Below are 17,419 nucleotides of genomic sequence, written 5' to 3'. Positions count from 1 at the left end.
AATTAATGAAGTTAATCAGGCTACTCATTTTAATTCTGATTTTCCAGGTTTCAAAAAATGCCTGTTGCCAAACGAAGGTTACCCTCAACTACCAGCATGTACATTTTGAAGAAATCATAACAGCAATACAGCATCAGACCGCCTATCGTTTTATTTACCGTGCAGATCAATTACCAAACCAGCAGGTTACTGTATCGGCAAAAGATGAAGAAGTACTATCTGTTCTGGATAATCTGCTTAAAGGCACTCATTACTATTATCGGTTAATCTCCAATAACCTGATCGCTATCGGAACAGAAAAAGATTCCATTAAAAGTGTAGCTGTTAGCGGCGTTGTAACTGATGAAAAAGGTGAACCCCTTAGTGGAGCTTCTGTTAGAATAAAAAATAGCAGTTATGGCACCCAAACAGACGGACAAGGGCGGTTTATGATTAACTGTATAAAAGGCACAACTATTGAGATTTCGAGTATTGGTTATGTCCTGCAACAGGTGATTATAACAGCAACCGATCAGCCACTAAAAATAACACTTCAAAACAGTTACCGCAGTCTGAATGAAGTTGTGGTGACGGCATTAAACATAAAAAAGGAAAACTGGAAAGTGGGTTACTCCGTTGCCACTATATCAGGGGCAGATTTAACCACAGCACGTGAAGCTAATGTTGCCATGTCACTCGAAGGTCAGGTAGCCGGTCTGAATGTGAGTGGCACTTCTGGTGGGCCTGCATCATCTTCCAGGTTATTGCTTAGGGGCGCTGCCAGTATGAGTGCCGGTTCTCCCCTGCTTATTTTAGATGGTATCCCGATTGATAATACCCAACGCGGCAGCGCAAACGAATATGGCGGTGCTGATTATGGTGATGGTTTCAGTAATATCAACCCCGATGATATTGAAAGTATAACCGTATTGAAAGGTTCGGCTGCTTCGGCACTCTATGGTGCAAGAGCAGCAAATGGTGTGATCCTGATTAATACAAAAACGGGAGAGAAAAATTCCAGTACACAAGTGGAATACAATTTAAATCTTTCATTTGATCATGCTATAAACAATACCGACTTTCAATATGTATACGGGCAAGGATCGCAAAACCAACGCCCTACAGATGTACAGAGCGCAATAGCATCAGGCTTGTTAAGTTGGGGCGAAAAGCTTGACGGAAAACCTACCATACAGTTTGACGGTAATTATTATCCCTATTCGGCAGTAAAAAATAATATAGATGAATTTTACCGCACAGCGCCCGCATTAACTAATACCATTGAGGTTAATGGCGGTAATTCAAAAACTGCATTCAGGGCATCGGCCTCAAATCTCAATTACGAATCCATCATTCCCAATAGCGGCCTTAACAGGAAAACATTTAATCTTAATACTTCCTACGATATCACCGATAAATTAAAACTAAGTTTTAACGGAGATTATATTTATGAAATGGCTAAAACCAGGTCGTATTTAAGTGACGGACCAATGAACGCCAATTATGGCATTGAGTTTTTAGCTACGAGCGCCAATCAACTAAGCTTAAAGCCCGGCTATAATCCGGTAACCGGCAATGAAACCCTATGGAACAGTAATGTTTATATTACAAACCCCTATTTTGTTATCAATAAACAAGTTGATAATTCAACACGCAACCGCTTTATAACCGCAACCGTTTTAAAGTACAAATTCTCTGATAATATTTATTTGCAAGGAAGGCTTGGTTATGATATCAGTAACGATGGAATACTCAATGTTTTGCCCACGGGCACTGCATTTACTGTTAATGAACAGGGCGGCTTAAATGGCCTGAGCAAATCGCAAACGGGTGAACTGAATACCGACTTGCTGTTTGTGGCTGATAAAAACCTGTCGCATGATCTTACGCTTAATTTTTCGGCGGGAGGAAATTATCGCAAACGACAATATAATCTTACAGAAATTACCGGTTCGCAATTTATTACACCCTATTTATATACCCCTTCAAACCTGGTAAGCACCAGCTCTAATTATGATATATCTGAAATCGTAACTGAATCTGCCTATTATTCGGCCGATTTTGATTATAAAAATCTGCTCGATATCAACGCTACCGGCAGATATGATGTTTTTTCAACGCTGCCCCCAAATAGTCGTGGTATTTTTGTACCGGGTGTTTCAGCCAGTTTTTTATTTTCGAATCTGCTGGCTCTCCCCTATTTAACTTCGGGAAAGTTCAGGATCAGCTATGCAAAAACAAGCGGCGAGCCTTCGCAGCCTTATACCACACAACTATATTTTACCTCGAACAATACGGTAAATGGCATCCCTTTGGGTAGTTTTTCATCCAAATTACCCAATTATAACTTAAAACCATTTACGCTTACCGAATTTGAAACCGGGTTTAATTTATCATTCTTTCAGAACAGGCTCACCCTGGATGCCACCTATTTTAACCGGATAACGCACAACGAAATTGCCAATGCCCAGCAATCAGTGGCAACTGGCTTTACTTCGGCATATGTTAATGTAGGAAAGACCAAAAACACCGGTCTGGAGCTCACGCTCTCGGGAGGACTTATCCGCACAGCAAATTTTTCCTGGAATACCGGTATTAATTTTAGTCACGTACATAATGTGCTCTTATCTATTGATGGCTCAAGTCAATATTTATTAACCGGCACCTATCGTCCGTTGAATGCAAACACAGCCCTGGTAGTTGGCAAATCTATTACCCAGGTTATGGCCTATGATTATAAAAGAGATGCCATGGGGAACATCATTATCGGCAGCGATGGGATACCCGAGCGCGGCGCACTAAAGGCCATGGGTGGTACACTACCCACCTTTTACGGCGGTTTTACCAACTCTTTCCGCTATAAAAAATTCAATCTTTCTTTTTTGATCGATTACAAGTTTGGCAATAAAGTACTTTCGGCTACCGAAGATTATTCATACGTGTATGGCCTTAACAAGGCAACGCTGCCCGGGCGCGAAACCGGCATAGTAGCCAAAGGGGTAAATGATAACGGCCAGATCAATACCATAAACGTACCCGCCTACAATTACTATCCCGACCTGGCGACCAACATATCAGCCTTATCCGTTTTAAATGGCAGCTTTATTAAATTCAGGCAGCTTATCCTGGGCTATGAATTTACGCCGCCATTGCTGAGGAATGTATTCCGGACCGTTACAGTAAGCCTGGTTGGCCGTAATATTTTTACCATATTAAAGTATACTAAAAACATCGATCCTGAATCGGAGTTTTCTCCTCAGCTTACTTATGCTGGCATTGAAGGAGAATCGCTACCTGCTACAAGAACCTTAGGATTTAACCTTAATTTCAAATTTAAATGATGTGAGATGAAGAAAATATTTTTGTTCCTGCTTATAAGTACTGTTTTTTTAACCGGCTGTACCAAATCACAGCTAAATAATATCAACACCGATCCTTCAAAGTCAACGGCTGCAAATTTTGACCCTAATGAGTTGCTTTCAACTGCACAATTGAATTATGCAAATACCGGTTATTATCAATTGGTGTATGAAAGCACCATGATGCAGGTGCTGGCATCAACTTATTTTTATTATAACAATGGCGATAAATATATTAACGAAGGCAATTTTACCGATTACCAGGGGGCCATATTCACGCAGGGTTATACAGAAGCCGGTGATATAAGGCAAATGCAGCAATTATGCATACAAAGGGATTCGGCAGCATACTCCAATCTGATTAATATCGGTAACATCATGTTTGTATTCATTTTACAGCGAACCACCGATATGTATGGCGATTGCCCTTATTCGCAGGCTGATATGGCACAACAAGGCATTAAATATCCGGTTTATGATACGCAACAAAGCATATATAATAGCATGTTGACCAGCCTGGATAATGCTATAGCAAAGCTGAATATTAACCGTGACAAACCAACTGCCGACCTCTTCTACAATGGTGATATTACGCGCTGGAAAAAGTTCGGTTATTCATTAATGCTGCGAATAGCTATGCGGTTGACCAAAGTTGATCCGGTTACTGCCGAAAAATGGGCGGAAAAAGCGGCTGCCGGCGGCACTTTTAATGATATCAGCGACAATGCCATTGTACAAACCGATGCTACGAACTCGGCGAGTCAAAACGGCACCTCGATAGCTTTAAGAACACTTACCGATTACGAACAGGTAAGATGGAGTAAAACGCTGATTGACTTTTTAAGGAAAACGAACGACCCCAGGCTTAGTGTTATTGGGGAGATACCGGCAGCCGGCCTGGCTAATAACGGAAATGAATCACTTTCAGGTAATCCCGATTCTTCTTTACAACTAGGATTGCCAAATGGTTATGACCTTTTAGGCGGCGCTACCGATATCAACAAATCTCCCGGTTATCCGGGAGGAACGGGTACCGGGGCCGACTATGCCCCTTTGGGAAACTACTCCAGGCCCCGCACCAGTGTATACCTTAAATTAGGCGGCTCTATCATGGTGTTTACTTATGCTGAAACGGAGTTTTTACTGGCAGAAGCAAAGGTAAGAGGCTGGAATATTGATGGCACAGCTCAGCAACATTATGCAAACGGGGTAACCGGTGCATTCCAGTCGCTTACCCAATTAGATGCGCAAACCAATGTAAATCCGGCTTCCATCAGTAGTTATCTAAGTTCGTATCCGCTGGATATGTCGTCGCTAAACAATTCATTACAGATGATCAACACCCAATACTGGTTAGCTACAGGAACAACTTTTAATTTTATTGAAAACTGGTTCAACTGGAAAAGGTCAGGCTATCCCGCGCTAACTCCTGTAAATTATGCTGGAAACGTAACAATGGGTACCATACCCCGAAGAATGATTTACCTATCGACGGAAATATTAACAAACCCTACGAACTACAAAGCCGCTGTTGCCCGTTTGCCAGGCGGCGATGTTTTAACAGGTCGGGTTTGGTGGGACAAACAATAACAATCAGTACAATAAGATTCTATAAAGTTAAATCTAAATAAAATCAGTATAAGACTTGTTAAATGTATCAGTTATAATGTTTCTAAAGCATCTATTTGCCCGCCTGAAAAATATGGAAAAAGGCTTCTTTTAAGTTTGATGTGTTGGATGAAGTCTCAAAATTCCCTGAGTTGCTTTTAATAAAAGATTAACATAAACTTTGTTTATTATTAATGAACAAAGTTTAATTTTGCTAAACTTTTTAATTATTAAAGGATTGCATAATTACAACTACAAAGATTTTTTAAATTCGACGACGTTCATCGAGCATTATTATCTAAAATATCCTTTTGATCTCTTGGTGGAGCGAACCTTTAATTTAGCTGAGGTTGAAGATGCTTTCAGCTTTGCAAAAAATCATAAGCCGGTACGTGTCGGTGTAAAAATTAGTTAATCTTAAAATCTATAATAATAAATATATGAGTAATATAAGGATGGTTGTATTTGATATGGCCGGGACTACTGTTGATGAAGACAACATTGTTTATAAAACACTTCAAAAGGCCATTAATGAAGCTGGATTTGATATAAGCCTTAACCAGGTATTGGCAGAGGGTGCCGGTAAGGAAAAACTGCAAGCCATAAAAAGCATTCTGTCTGTTTATGCTGATAATCATGATATGGAACTGGCGAACGGTATTTTTAAAGCCTTTCTTATCAAATTGGCGAAAGCTTATGAGATAAACCCGGTTTATCCGCAACCCCATGCAGCCGAGTTATTTGAGGAACTCAAAAAGAGGAATATCCTGGTAGTTTTAAACACAGGCTATGATCGTGCAACAGCTCAATCTCTTATTGAGAAACTGGGATGGCAGGAAGGCACTCACTTTGATGGCCTGATAACAGCGACGGATGTTTCAAAAAACCGTCCGGATCCCGACATGATAGAACTTGCGATGAAACGGTTTAACATCACAGCCCCTTCTTCTGTTGTAAAGGTAGGCGATTCTATTATTGATATTGAAGAAGGTCGTAATGCACATTGCGGTTTGAGTATAGGTATCACCACCGGTGCACATACGCCCGAACAGTTAGCTTCGGCCCATCCGGATAATGTGATCAATGATCTGATGGAACTATTGCCATTGGTTAATTGATTAGCTACAAGGTATAGTGGGCCCAAAGGCCAGGAAGACCGACTTAACAAATATGCTATATAACAGCAATAAGAACACATCAATTGTTATTGCGCATATTTTTAAACTCAAATACTTGCCGCCAAGCTGGACCGGTCAATTGCCGAACTGAATATTTAAATAACCTTTTTACCTCCATAAAACAGTAAAGCCCTGTCATGATAATCATGACAGGGCTTTACTGTTTTAATCTTTAACCAAATCGGCGTTATTCATTCTCCTGTTAAAAATTGAGCTTAATAACTGATTGAAAAGACATTCCATTACCGGGAAGAACCGTATAATATTTTAAAGGTAACTCACATGGTGCCAGTGCAGTTGCAACGTTTAACTCTGCTCCGCCTATATGAAAGGGCAAGGTGCTATTTTTAAGCCAGTCGCTTTCCTTATCCGGGCAAATTCTCAATAGAAGTTCCCCAAAAGATAGTATTTTACCTTTTCCGTTAGTATAAATCATAAACGCGTTATTCTTTTGATTTAATGGTCAGGATATTTATGTATAATTAATTCAGCTATCCTGCATTAATGCGTTTCTACCACCGTCAAGTAAATATGTTGTCCCCGAGGCGAAAGCCGCATAGTCGCTCGCTAAAAAAACACACCAGGCGCCTGTTTCTTCCGGCGTGCCTATTTTTTTAACTGGGTGAAGATCAATCGTCCGTTGCCGCTCCTTTTCAGGGTCGGCAAACGAATTAAACCACTGCTGATTACCCGGGGTATCAATAAAACCGGGCGCTAAACCAACAGTACGTATCCGGGGTCCCCACTCTATTGCCAGGCTTCTGACCAGTCCGGTTAATGCGGTTTTAGATACGTTATAAGGAAAGCACCCGGGGATGGTACTAAAAGCATGATTGGATGTCATGATAATGATCACCCCGGCATTTTGCTCAAGATGCGGTTTACACAACTTTGCCAATTGCCAGTGCGATGCCAGATTCAGCTCTATATTGCGCTGCCAGTTCTCATCATCACATTTTTCGGCACCTTCAAAAACATTTTGCCCGGCATTGGATACAAGAATATCAATGCGGCCGAAGGTATTAATGGTGTTTTGAATGAGGTTTTGCAGATCTGTTTTTTTTGTAACATCGCATACCGTGTATAATGCTTTCACCCCCTGCCCCTCCGCCTCTTTTATAAAACCGCCATCTTCTTTTTCCAGGCCACAACCCGAAATATCTGCCCCGGCTTTTGCAAACATTTTGGCTATACCTGATCCGATGCCCGACGAGGCACCTGTTATCAAAACCATTTTCCCGGTAAGATCAATCTGAAACATAATATTATAGCTGTTTATTACACATAAAATCCCGGCCTTGGAATTAACACACCTGGGTGCTTTTCCATTTCTCCTTCTACCAAATCAACACCCAAACCCGGGCGGTCACTTAAATGCAAATGCCCATCTTTAACCATGTCTTTTATTGGGTGCGTAATTACCGTATCGCGCCATGCCACATCATTGAACATAAATTCCTGCCTAAAAAAGTTTGGCACCGAAGCGCATACATGGGCAGATGCCAGGGTTGATAATGGGCCGTTAGGATTATGTGGTGCCAGCAAAACATTATATGTTTCCATCATCGTAGCCATGCGTTTCATCTCAGATGGGCCACCGCAACGGGTGATATCAGGCATCATAATGTCACAAATGTTTTTTTCCAATACCGGGCGGATGCCGTGCCGGGTATAATGGCGTTCGCCCACGCAAATAGACACGTTGGAAGGAATGCGCTCGCGCATAGCCCGTAACGAATCGGCACTTTCAGGGCCAGCAGGCTCTTCATACCAGGTGATATCCAATTCTGATAAACGCTGCGCCATTTTTACTGCCACACGATAGTTTAGCATGGCATGGGTTTCTATCATAATATCAAAGTTGGGGCCTACCGCATCCCTAACAGCTTTACTTACGTTAAAGGCCAGGTCCTGCTGCTCAGCTGTTAAAGTGAGGTTAGAAGACAAGTCTTCGCCATACAAATAATTAGTGTGTGCAAAAGGATCAAATTTCAACCCGGTAAATCCGGCAGCCTTTACTCTTTTGGCTTGTTCCGCATAATCATCTGCGTTATGCCCTCCTCCTGTAAACCAATAATTGGCATACAACAAAATATCCTTGCGAAATGCCCCGCCCAGCAATTCATAGCAGGGTGTGCCTAAAACTTTCCCTTTTAAATCTAAAAGCGCCATATCAATACCACTGATAGCACACATGCTGGCACCAAACGGGCCCATCCAGTTCAGATCACGATAAAGTTTCGTCCATATAAAATCCGTCTTCATTGGGTCGAGCCCAATTATGCGCTCGCCAACATGCTTTGCCGCATTATAAACTATAGGGCTGCCCGGCCAGTTGGTAGCTTCACCAACTCCTGTATGCCCCGTATCGGTATATATTTTTAATAATGTCCAGTTGTACTTAACTCCTTCAACCAACCAAACTTTTACATCTGTAATTTTCATATTTCTGATTAACAATTATTTATTTATTCGCATTTTTTAGAATCAGTATAGCCCCTGGTTTACAGCTTAAGCTGATAAAACCATCGGCTGTATCTTTTATTTTAACGTCTTTTTTAAGTGTTGCAACCCAGGTTTTAAAAGGCAGTTTAAATTTGGTATTTCCCCCTTTTTCTGAAACAATTTTAACTTCATTAACCTGGCCACCTGTTTGCTTTACACTTACCAGGAAAGCGCCCTGTGCCCGTAAATTTTCAAATGAAATATCGGACCATTCAGCGGGCACAGCGGGTAGTATTTCTATAAAGCCTGCATAGCTTTGTAACAACATTTCCTGCAAACCTGCCGCGAAAGCAAAATTCCCTTCCAGCGTAAACGGGCGATACTGAAATTTTGAGTAACCGGATTTCGTTTGATCACCGTTTAAATGGAAGCTATTAATTGAGCAGAACGCTTTTGCGAAAATGGTGAGTTCTTTTGCTGCACCCTCACCATCTTTTGCCCTCGCCTTCATATTTGCCAGCCATGAATAGGAGTAACCACACCAATACGCCGGACCAATACTATCCAATAAATGAATAGAGTTTTTGATGATAGACTGCGCTTTGGGCCCGTCCTCCCATTTTATAAGACCAAGTGGATAAATACTCATCATGTGGGAGAAATGGCGGTGCGACTGATTATAAGACATCGTCGGCGAAAACATCAGCTCGTTAGCAGGGCTTAATGCAAAATCGCTATACTCCGCAGCGATTTTTCTCCAATGTAAAGCTTCACTTTTAAGCCCCAGTTCATCCGCCATCTCCGCTGCTGCCTTAAATGTAAATTTCATCAACGACAGATCATAATTGGTATTTTGCGGGAACCACGCGGTAATATCGTTGTCATTGATCTCCGGGCTGGAACTGTATCGTAATTTGCGGTGACCGGCGCTATCCAAAACGGTTATATTTTCAATAAATGTTGCGGCACCTTTTACCCATGGATAGGCCTTGTCACGTAAAAAAGTTTTATCCATGCTGTATTTCCATTGCAAATAATAATGCTGCCCCAACCATGATGATACGGTGGGAGAAAGTGAGTACTGTATCCAGCCGCCCATTTCGGTGCCATCCAATGTAGTTACACCGGGCACGGCCAAACCATTTTTACCGAAATACAATTTAGTATACCGCTCATAGTTGGCTTTGTTCTTTTCCTGGAAATCAAGGAAGTTCATCGCTTCGTCAAGGTGGTTGCCTGTGTAAGCCGGCCAGTAGCTCAGTTGCGTATTCAGATCATTGTGATAATCTCCTTTCCATGGTGGTAAACGGCCATTATCCGCTGTCCAAACAGCCTGCAGCGAGATAGGTGGCGCCCCTTTCCGTGATGCGGAACCAAATTTATATTGCTCCATGTACCATTGCTTTTCCAATAATGGATCGGGTACATGAATAGCCGATTTGCTCCAGAAGTTTTTCCACCAGGCTACGTGCGAAACATAATCAGCTGCATAGCCGCGTTCCAGTGCCTGTTTTGCTATCACAGATGCACCGGTATTGATCGCCTTACCCGGGTATTGCGAAGAGATACTCCATACACCCTCAATAGTGGTTGCATCAACTTTCTTCCATTGTACATTAATTTGATAGGTAAACCCTCCCCACCCTTGCTGCGTGTAAGTAATATTATTCCCCTGCTGTTTGATGATTCCCTGTGAATAACCCAGTCTCGACAAATCATCTCCGCCAACAGGATCACCCGATACATTTACTTTACCCTGGTATCTTGGAGCTATTAGTTGCGGGATCAGGTCTGTCCTGATATTTTCAAACCTAAACCAGCCAACCGGCGCAGTGGCATGAACAAGTGTTTTTAATATCGTTCCATTTGCCCACTTCACCTCACATAAAGCATTTTTTAAATACAAATGAACTGATTGTACATTACCCCAGTTTTTTGTGTCGAACTCCAATGCACCGCCCGGAATTTTGGAGGGCGCAGGCTCACTGTCATAAGGCTCGTCAAAGTATTGCTGTACTGGTGCATAATCCTTTTTCTTAATCTGATCCATCACCCATTGGTAACTGAATTCCTTACGGTGTAGGCCTTTCATCGGGCGCATATCCCAAAGGTCGGCCCTATCAAGAGAGAAGCGTAAATGATCGTTTTTTTGCCATACCAAGGCTCCCAGCATACCATTACCTAATGGTATAGCTTCATCCCACTGTTTTGCCAACACATCAAAATTCAGGTCATGCTCAGCTGACTGCCCGAACACGGCGCCACATAGTAAAACAGACACGATAACTGCAATTATTTTTTTCATAGAAAGCGTTTAATCTTATTGTTGATTATTAGTAATAGTAATGAAATCTTATTTCACTACTATCACTAATTTACCTTTTAGCGTATTATCTTTTATTTTGATCCGTCCGTTTGAATGCGGAGAACCATAAAACGGCTCCGATCCATTGTTGCAATAATCAGCAATCAGCCAGTTCATATGCTCATCCTGCAACCAGCTGCGGGATGCCTGGGTTGCATCTGAAAGTATGGTAACACTATCGCCATTATGATCCTGTAATGATGCATTTTGAATATAACGCTTAGTGGCTCGAAAATCATTACTTCCTAAATCATTTGCATCGTCCTTCCAGTCGCCTGTTGGCACAACGCCCCACTCTTCCACACTAGGTACATGCTTTGCATTGAGCGTTGCCGTTCCTTCCGGGCGGGCAATATCATTTGCCGGATAAGCAGTAAACTCACCCTTTCGCTTCCAGCTAAGCTGATCAAAACTTTTAGGTAATTGCAGCATCAGGCCATATTGATATGGTGATATATCAGCATTGGAATACTGAACCTCATATTCAATTATCAATTTCCCATCGTTTGTAAATAAATAGATCTGCTTGCCTTTACAATCAGCGTAGGCAATATTCATCGAAAATTTTAAACCTGAATCAATCTTTTGTGCAACAAGGTCACGGGCGAACAAGGTGTACAAAGGATAATTTTTAAGCGGATAAATATTGTTCTGATACGTCTCTCCAGCCACATTTGGTTTGCCGCCATCATCATCATTCATGGGTACCATACTAAAAACAGGGCCCTGGCTCAAAATCTCAGTATCACCTTTTCGTACCGAGGTAATAATTCCGGAATTTTTACTTATGCTATACTGTATGTTACCTTTTTTTACAAAATAAGCAGCCTCATTTTCTGTAAATGAAACTGCTACATTTTGATCAGCTATCTCCGTTGAATGAGCTTCTGCTTCATATTTTTCTTCATCAGCAATAAATCCCCTTGGGTCTTTAAATGTTAACTGAAGTGTTTTAAAATCAGTAGCCGGAATTTTTATAATCCCACTGCTACGTGGTAAAACATCAGCTTTTACAGTTTGAGGCTGCCCATTTAAAACCACAGTAATAGCTGCCCCTTTTAATGGAGTAAAATCATACCTGTTTTCCACCAAAAGCTCAACATATTGTTTTCCGGCAGTTGGAAATTTTATGCTTTTTATTTTAATGGGAGAATAAGCTTTTTTCACTCCCCAATACTCGGGTTTTGGCCTGCGCCAGGCATCAATTACACCCCAGGGGCCATAACCAACAATCCGCCCGTCGGGCATGTGGAAGATATCATCAATACCTGCCCATATGGCGCCCCCAAGGCAACCTTTATGGTAATACATCGAGTCATACATCGTTTCCAATGGCTTGCCATAACTACTGCGCACGCCGGGATCGGTTAGTAATTCTCTTCTGCTATAACACGAAATATGTGCATACTCACCAAAAAGAACAGGGCGTTTCATTGTATCACAGGCTGTAGGCCCGTTTGTACCAGGATAGTGATATACTGCTATATCCGCCTTACTGTGCGCATTATTGTAACCACCCCAGCACTGATCATGAAAGGTTGTGGGACGCGATGGATCTAATTGTTTTACAACCTTGTTCACCTTTGCCCACAATGGGCTCCATACCGATTCATTCCCCAGCGACCAGATGATGACAGATGGGTGATTGCGTCCGACTAATACATTTTCTACATCTGCATTAACCATATAAGGTAAAAACCGTTCGTCCTTATAATCCCACTTTTTCCAAATGGGTGACGCACCATGATTTATCCAGCATAATGATGCTTCGCTTTCAACAAACAGGCCCAACTCATCAGCAGCATTTAAAAACTCCTCTGATGGCGGGTAATGTGATGTGCGGATATAGTTACAATTGGCACTACGGAAAAGTTCAGCATCTTTCCGGTCTAATTCGGGACTAACACTTCTACCTGTAAGCGGGTAAATAGAATGACGGTTTACACCATGTAACTTCACTGATTTACCATTGACGAACAACTGGTTATCTTTAACTTCAACTTGTTTGAACCCTACATTTTGTGTTATCGACTGAACGATTTTCCCATCCAACAGCAATGAGCTTTTTAAATGATATAAGTAGGGATGTTCCGGGTTCCATTGCTCCGGCTGTTTTACACGGATTGTAGTATTTATATCACGTAAGCCGTTGGGGGAGATATTTTTTTCCAATGCTGACAGTTTTTCAAAAACCACCTTTCCCGCAGCATCTGTTAAAATGTATTGAAGCTGTGACGGTACTTCGGATAACGACTCGTTTGCTAGCTGCGATTGTAATTTTAAGTCCGCATTTTTAAATTGCGGATCAAAAACTGTTGTTGCCACATTAGACGCGATATTTGTTTCTGGCACTGCAAACAGAACTACCTTTCGCAATAAACCACCAACTGTATGTACGGCATATTGAGACGTACATGCCAGATGGTCGCTAATGGTTAATGCCTGCACCTCTACCTGTAATATATTATCACTGGATTTAAGCGCATTGGTAATATCAGCTTCAAAGCACACGAAGCTGCCCTCATGCTCCCCTACTCTAATGTTGTTAACTTTCACCAGCGCGTGTGAGCTTACACCATCAAAACGTATTTTTATACGCTGGCCTTTCCAATCGGCAGGGATATCAAGCTTTAAGCTGTATACCGCCGTTTCTCCTTCATTTACAGTAAAGCCCTGCATTTCCCATTCACCTGGCACATTAATGCTGTGTTTGGCCGCATGGCCCAGCACCTGAAAGTCCCATTTACCATTTAACGATAGTTGTGCCTGCTGTACGCCTTTTACTGCAAACGGCAACGGCGAAACGCGTGGCACTTTAAAGCCATCTACTCTATTTTGCCCGCCCCCGCAAATGGAATAAAACAGAAGTAGTAACAACAATTGATATTTATAATAAGACCTGACCTTCATTATCCTGATAGATTTGTTTGTAAATAGTATATCTGCCTGATAGACTCGGCGATTACATGATTCCGTATTTTTCAAATGCCTCTTTGACGCTCATGCCTTCTTCAATTTTTTTCTGCACCATTTTTTCGCCCCGGGCCTTTTCAATTGCAAGTTTGAATACTTGTTCTTCAATTGCCTGAGGTACGATACAAACGCCATCAATATCACCCAAAACAATATCTCCGGGGTTTATTTTTACTCCTCTTATTTCCAAAGGCACGCGAAAATCAATCACCTTACCACGTGGCGCCTGGTCTTGTGCGTAGCATCCGTAAGAAAAAGTTGGAAAGTTCAGCGCCAATATTCCATTTGTATCTCTTGAATAGCCATCAACTACAGCGCCTGCAGCGCCAAGTTTAATAGCCCTCGTACTCATTAATTCACCCCATAAAGCATAGGTAGGTGAAGCGCCGGCACAGATATATACTTCATTTTTTTTCAGATCATCCAGGGCTTCCAGCATCAATCCGAATGGTTTTTTTAAGATGGGGTTTTGATTTGCATGATCGCCAAATACATCTGCTTCAAGCACTGTCATCGCACGGCCTACCAAAAACATATCCTGACTAAGTGATTTTATTTGTGGTGGCAAAAACTGATTAAGCCAACCCAACTTGTCCATAATATCACCTACCACAGCGGTATATAGTTCTCTTCTTACGATGCTGAATAATTCATCATCGTTTTCCCATAGTTCTTTACTCATTTATTATTAAGATTATTTTTACTATTCCTGGTTTTAACAGAAAAAACGCCCAGCTTTCAGAATTAATTGACTGATAAACAAGCACATTTAACAATTTATTAAATTAAATAAATGGAGTCATGACAGCCCATTCTCGCCTCAACTTATTAGCAAATTAATTAAACTGGTTGCACAAAAGAATGAAATCTAAACCTATACGTTTCTTTTCTTAATAACCATCGCAAGGTAAAAGACAGTTTATCAGATTTCTAACACTATATTATTCAATTATTAAACTATTTTACCATCTTAATAAGTTATATATCATATTAATGATAATTTAATTATAATTACAAAACCAACACTAGGTAGTATTATCTAATTAACCCATTTACGTGAATGAAAGCATATTGAGAAATGAGTATTGGGCAAGCCTTCAGAAGAAAAAACTTAAACTATTTTAACATTTGATATAAGATATGAAAGCACAGCTAATAGATGTAGGATTATCCAGTTCAAAAAGCATTCACATCAAAAAAGTAGATGAGTTTTTTCTGAACTCCCCTTTCCACTTTCATCATTTATGTGAACTGGTATGGGTTGAAAAAAGCTTTGGCAAACGGATTGTGGGAGACAATATTGATAATTTTGATGGTGGTGACCTTGTTTTAATGGCCCCTCAGCTTCCGCATATCTGGCAAAATGACGAACTATTCTACAGGAAAAAGAAAGGGCATCGTGTTAAAGCAACCGTAATTTATTTCCCTTCTGATTTCCCATTGAATCTTACAGATGAACAAAATATCTTAAGTCCGATACAGGAACTGATAAAAAAGGCATCAAGAGGTTTAGTTTTTTATGGCACTACCAGCCAAAAGGTTTCCCAGATTCTCTCCGCTTTGTCAAAAGAAGAGGGCTTAACCAAGATCATCAATTTTCTGGAGGTGATAGATATCTTATCACATTCAACTGAATACCGGCACCTGGCAAGTATTTCCTTTAAAAATCTATACGAAGAAAAAGATACAGACCGCATCAATAAAGTATACCAATTCCTGATGCAGAATTTTTATCGTGATATTAATCTGCAAGAGGTTGCTGATCTCTGCAATATGACGCCTAATGCATTTTGTCGTTTCTTCAAAAGCAGGGTTCAGAAATCATTCACACAATTTCTGAATGAGCTACGCATAGGCCATGCATGTAAGCTCATTCAAAATGAAACATATTCTATAGCAGATGTTTGTTATGAAAGCGGGTATAACAATCTTACCAACTTTAATAAGTTTTTCAAATCGATTACCGGTTTTACGCCGTCCAAATACCGAAAAAAATCAGAGTTAGTAAATCCCGTTACAAGCAAGCCCTTAAATTATTAGCTTACCTTTGAGGTGCTATTAACTTGTTTACATGAGTGATGAGGATGCTATTTCATTGATCGGAAAGGCGGTGAGCGGCCATGAACCACAGGTCTGGGTGGATCTGGGTTGCGGCAGCGGGACGTTTACTAAGGCGTTAAATTCATTACTGCCGGTCGGAAGCCACATTATCGCGGTTGATCGAGAAAAGCAACAGTTGAATTTACCGAATGTTGATTTCCTGCGGGCGAATTTTGAGCGAGATGATTTGAAGCTTTCAGGACTGGATGGTATTTTGATGGCCAATGCGATCCATTATGTGGCGGAAAAAGCGGCTTTGATCAGGAAACTGGAACCGATGTTTACAGGCTCTCCCCGTTTTATCATGATCGAATACGATACCGACAGGGCCAATCCATGGGTGCCTTTTCCTATTCCTTTTAAGCATTTGCAGACTTTATTCGGGGCGCTTGGTTATCATAAGATCGTTAAAATCAGTGAAAGGCCCTCTACTTATCGTTCAGGGAATATGTATTGCACATTGATTGAAAAATAGTTTTAGCCTGGCTTAATTAAAGGAATGCCTGAATTCCATTGGCGAGATGCTGGTCTTAGTTTTGAAAAGCTTGCTGAAGGATTGTAAATGTTCAAATCCAAGTTCATAGGCAATCTCGCTGACGGAGAGATTGGTGGTTGAGAGTTTCTCCTTAGCCAGTTCGATTAGTTTGTTATGCAAATGCTGCTGGGTATTCTGTCCGGTTAGAGATTTGAGCAGACCGCTGAGGTAACCGGGTGAGATATTTAAGTTTTCGGCAATGTAAGTAACACTGGGTAATCCTTTTTGAGCAAGAGCACCGCTGTTGAAGTAATTTGTGAGCATATCTTCCAGTTTGATCAATATTTCATGGCTGGCGATCTTGCGGGTGATGAACTGGCGCTGATAGAATCTTTCGGAATAGGTCAGCAAGAGTTCCAATTGTGCAATGATCACGCTTTGGCTAAACCTGTCGATATTGGCATGGTACTCCTGCTCGATATTTTGCGCGAGGGTGGTAAGCATAGTTTCTTCCTTGTCAGACAGGTACAGCGCCTCGTAAACCGAGTAGCTGAAGAACTCGTATTGTTTAATGGTTTTGGCCAGCGAGGTATTCCACAAAAAATCCGGATGGATCAGGATGATCCAGCCTTCGGGCCGGTGCAGTACGCTGCCTTTGTCGATGTCCATACCAAAGACCTGGCCGGGTGACATAAAGAAAAGCACACCTTCATCAAAATCGCTGGCCTGCTGGCCATATTTAAATTTGGCGTTCTTCATCCTTTTCAGTGAGATCGAATAAAAATCATAGGTTAAACTGAATGAGCTTTCTGCCAGAGGCCTGTTCAGGTCGTCCATATGCACCAGGCTGATTAGCGGGTGTGCCGGTTTAGGCAAGCCTGCGGCGCGGTGATATTCGGTGATCGTATGGAAACGGAATAGCTGGTGGTTATTCATA

Annotated in this window: 12 protein-coding genes; 5 read left to right on the top strand and 7 right to left on the bottom strand. The window is 41.4% G+C overall.

Annotation, left to right across the window (positions count from 1 at the left end; all coding sequences use genetic code 11):
* Positions 1-5: 5 nt before the first annotated feature.
* The 3 genes from BLU33_RS06605 (at position 6) to BLU33_RS06590 (ending at position 6,064) form a co-directional block, all read left to right on the top strand.
* A complete protein-coding gene (locus BLU33_RS06605) occupies positions 6-3,320 on the top strand; it encodes a SusC/RagA family TonB-linked outer membrane protein (protein ID WP_091370531.1) in 3,315 nt (1,104 codons plus the stop codon).
* A gap of 6 nt (positions 3,321-3,326) precedes the next feature.
* Entirely contained in the window at positions 3,327-4,928 is a 1,602-nt protein-coding gene (locus tag BLU33_RS06600) for a SusD/RagB family nutrient-binding outer membrane lipoprotein (RefSeq protein WP_091370529.1), read from the top strand.
* 458 nt (positions 4,929-5,386) lie between these two features.
* Complete coding sequence (locus tag BLU33_RS06590) at positions 5,387-6,064, top strand: HAD-IA family hydrolase (protein ID WP_091370525.1); 678 nt, start codon at positions 5,387-5,389, stop codon at positions 6,062-6,064.
* A 262-nt stretch (positions 6,065-6,326) separates the two neighbouring features.
* Here the strand turns inward: BLU33_RS06590 and BLU33_RS06585 are convergent, their stop codons facing one another.
* Genes BLU33_RS06585 through BLU33_RS06560 form a run of 6 tightly spaced genes read right to left on the bottom strand, consistent with a single transcriptional unit; the run spans position 6,327 to position 14,589 of the window.
* Complete coding sequence (locus BLU33_RS06585; protein ID WP_091370523.1) at positions 6,327-6,560, bottom strand: carbohydrate kinase family protein; 234 nt, start codon at positions 6,558-6,560, stop codon at positions 6,327-6,329.
* 51 nt (positions 6,561-6,611) lie between these two features.
* Positions 6,612-7,385: an SDR family oxidoreductase gene (locus BLU33_RS06580; RefSeq protein ID WP_091370521.1), complete on the bottom strand. Its 774-nt coding sequence runs from the start codon at positions 7,383-7,385 to the stop codon at positions 6,612-6,614.
* Between the two features lie 17 nt (positions 7,386-7,402).
* Positions 7,403-8,569, bottom strand: coding sequence for a mandelate racemase/muconate lactonizing enzyme family protein (locus BLU33_RS06575; protein ID WP_091370518.1), 1,167 nt, complete (start codon positions 8,567-8,569; stop codon positions 7,403-7,405).
* A 19-nt stretch (positions 8,570-8,588) separates the two neighbouring features.
* Positions 8,589-10,874, bottom strand: a complete 2,286-nt coding sequence (locus BLU33_RS06570; RefSeq protein ID WP_091370516.1) for a glycosyl hydrolase family 95 catalytic domain-containing protein — start codon at positions 10,872-10,874, stop codon at positions 8,589-8,591.
* A gap of 48 nt (positions 10,875-10,922) precedes the next feature.
* A complete protein-coding gene (locus tag BLU33_RS06565) occupies positions 10,923-13,844 on the bottom strand; it encodes a glycoside hydrolase family 2 TIM barrel-domain containing protein (RefSeq protein WP_091370514.1) in 2,922 nt (973 codons plus the stop codon).
* Between the two features lie 52 nt (positions 13,845-13,896).
* Positions 13,897-14,589 carry an RraA family protein gene (locus BLU33_RS06560; protein ID WP_091370512.1) on the bottom strand — a complete coding sequence of 231 codons (693 nt, stop codon included), beginning with the start codon at positions 14,587-14,589 and terminating at the stop codon, positions 13,897-13,899.
* Between the two features lie 458 nt (positions 14,590-15,047).
* Between BLU33_RS06560 and BLU33_RS06555 the strand changes: the two genes are divergently transcribed.
* Positions 15,048-15,947: an AraC family transcriptional regulator gene (locus BLU33_RS06555; protein ID WP_091370510.1), complete on the top strand. Its 900-nt coding sequence runs from the start codon at positions 15,048-15,050 to the stop codon at positions 15,945-15,947.
* 31 nt (positions 15,948-15,978) lie between these two features.
* Positions 15,979-16,482, top strand: coding sequence for a class I SAM-dependent methyltransferase (locus BLU33_RS06550; protein WP_197684574.1), 504 nt, complete (start codon positions 15,979-15,981; stop codon positions 16,480-16,482).
* A 12-nt stretch (positions 16,483-16,494) separates the two neighbouring features.
* Here the strand turns inward: BLU33_RS06550 and BLU33_RS06545 are convergent, their stop codons facing one another.
* Positions 16,495-17,418, bottom strand: a complete 924-nt coding sequence (locus BLU33_RS06545; RefSeq protein WP_091370508.1) for a helix-turn-helix domain-containing protein — start codon at positions 17,416-17,418, stop codon at positions 16,495-16,497.
* Position 17,419 lies beyond the last annotated feature (1 nt).

This window comes from Mucilaginibacter mallensis (assembly GCF_900105165.1).
GTDB lineage: Bacteria > Bacteroidota > Bacteroidia > Sphingobacteriales > Sphingobacteriaceae > Mucilaginibacter > Mucilaginibacter mallensis.
Note: the sequence above shows the minus strand (reverse complement) of the source record. Positions and strands in the feature narration are given on the sequence as shown.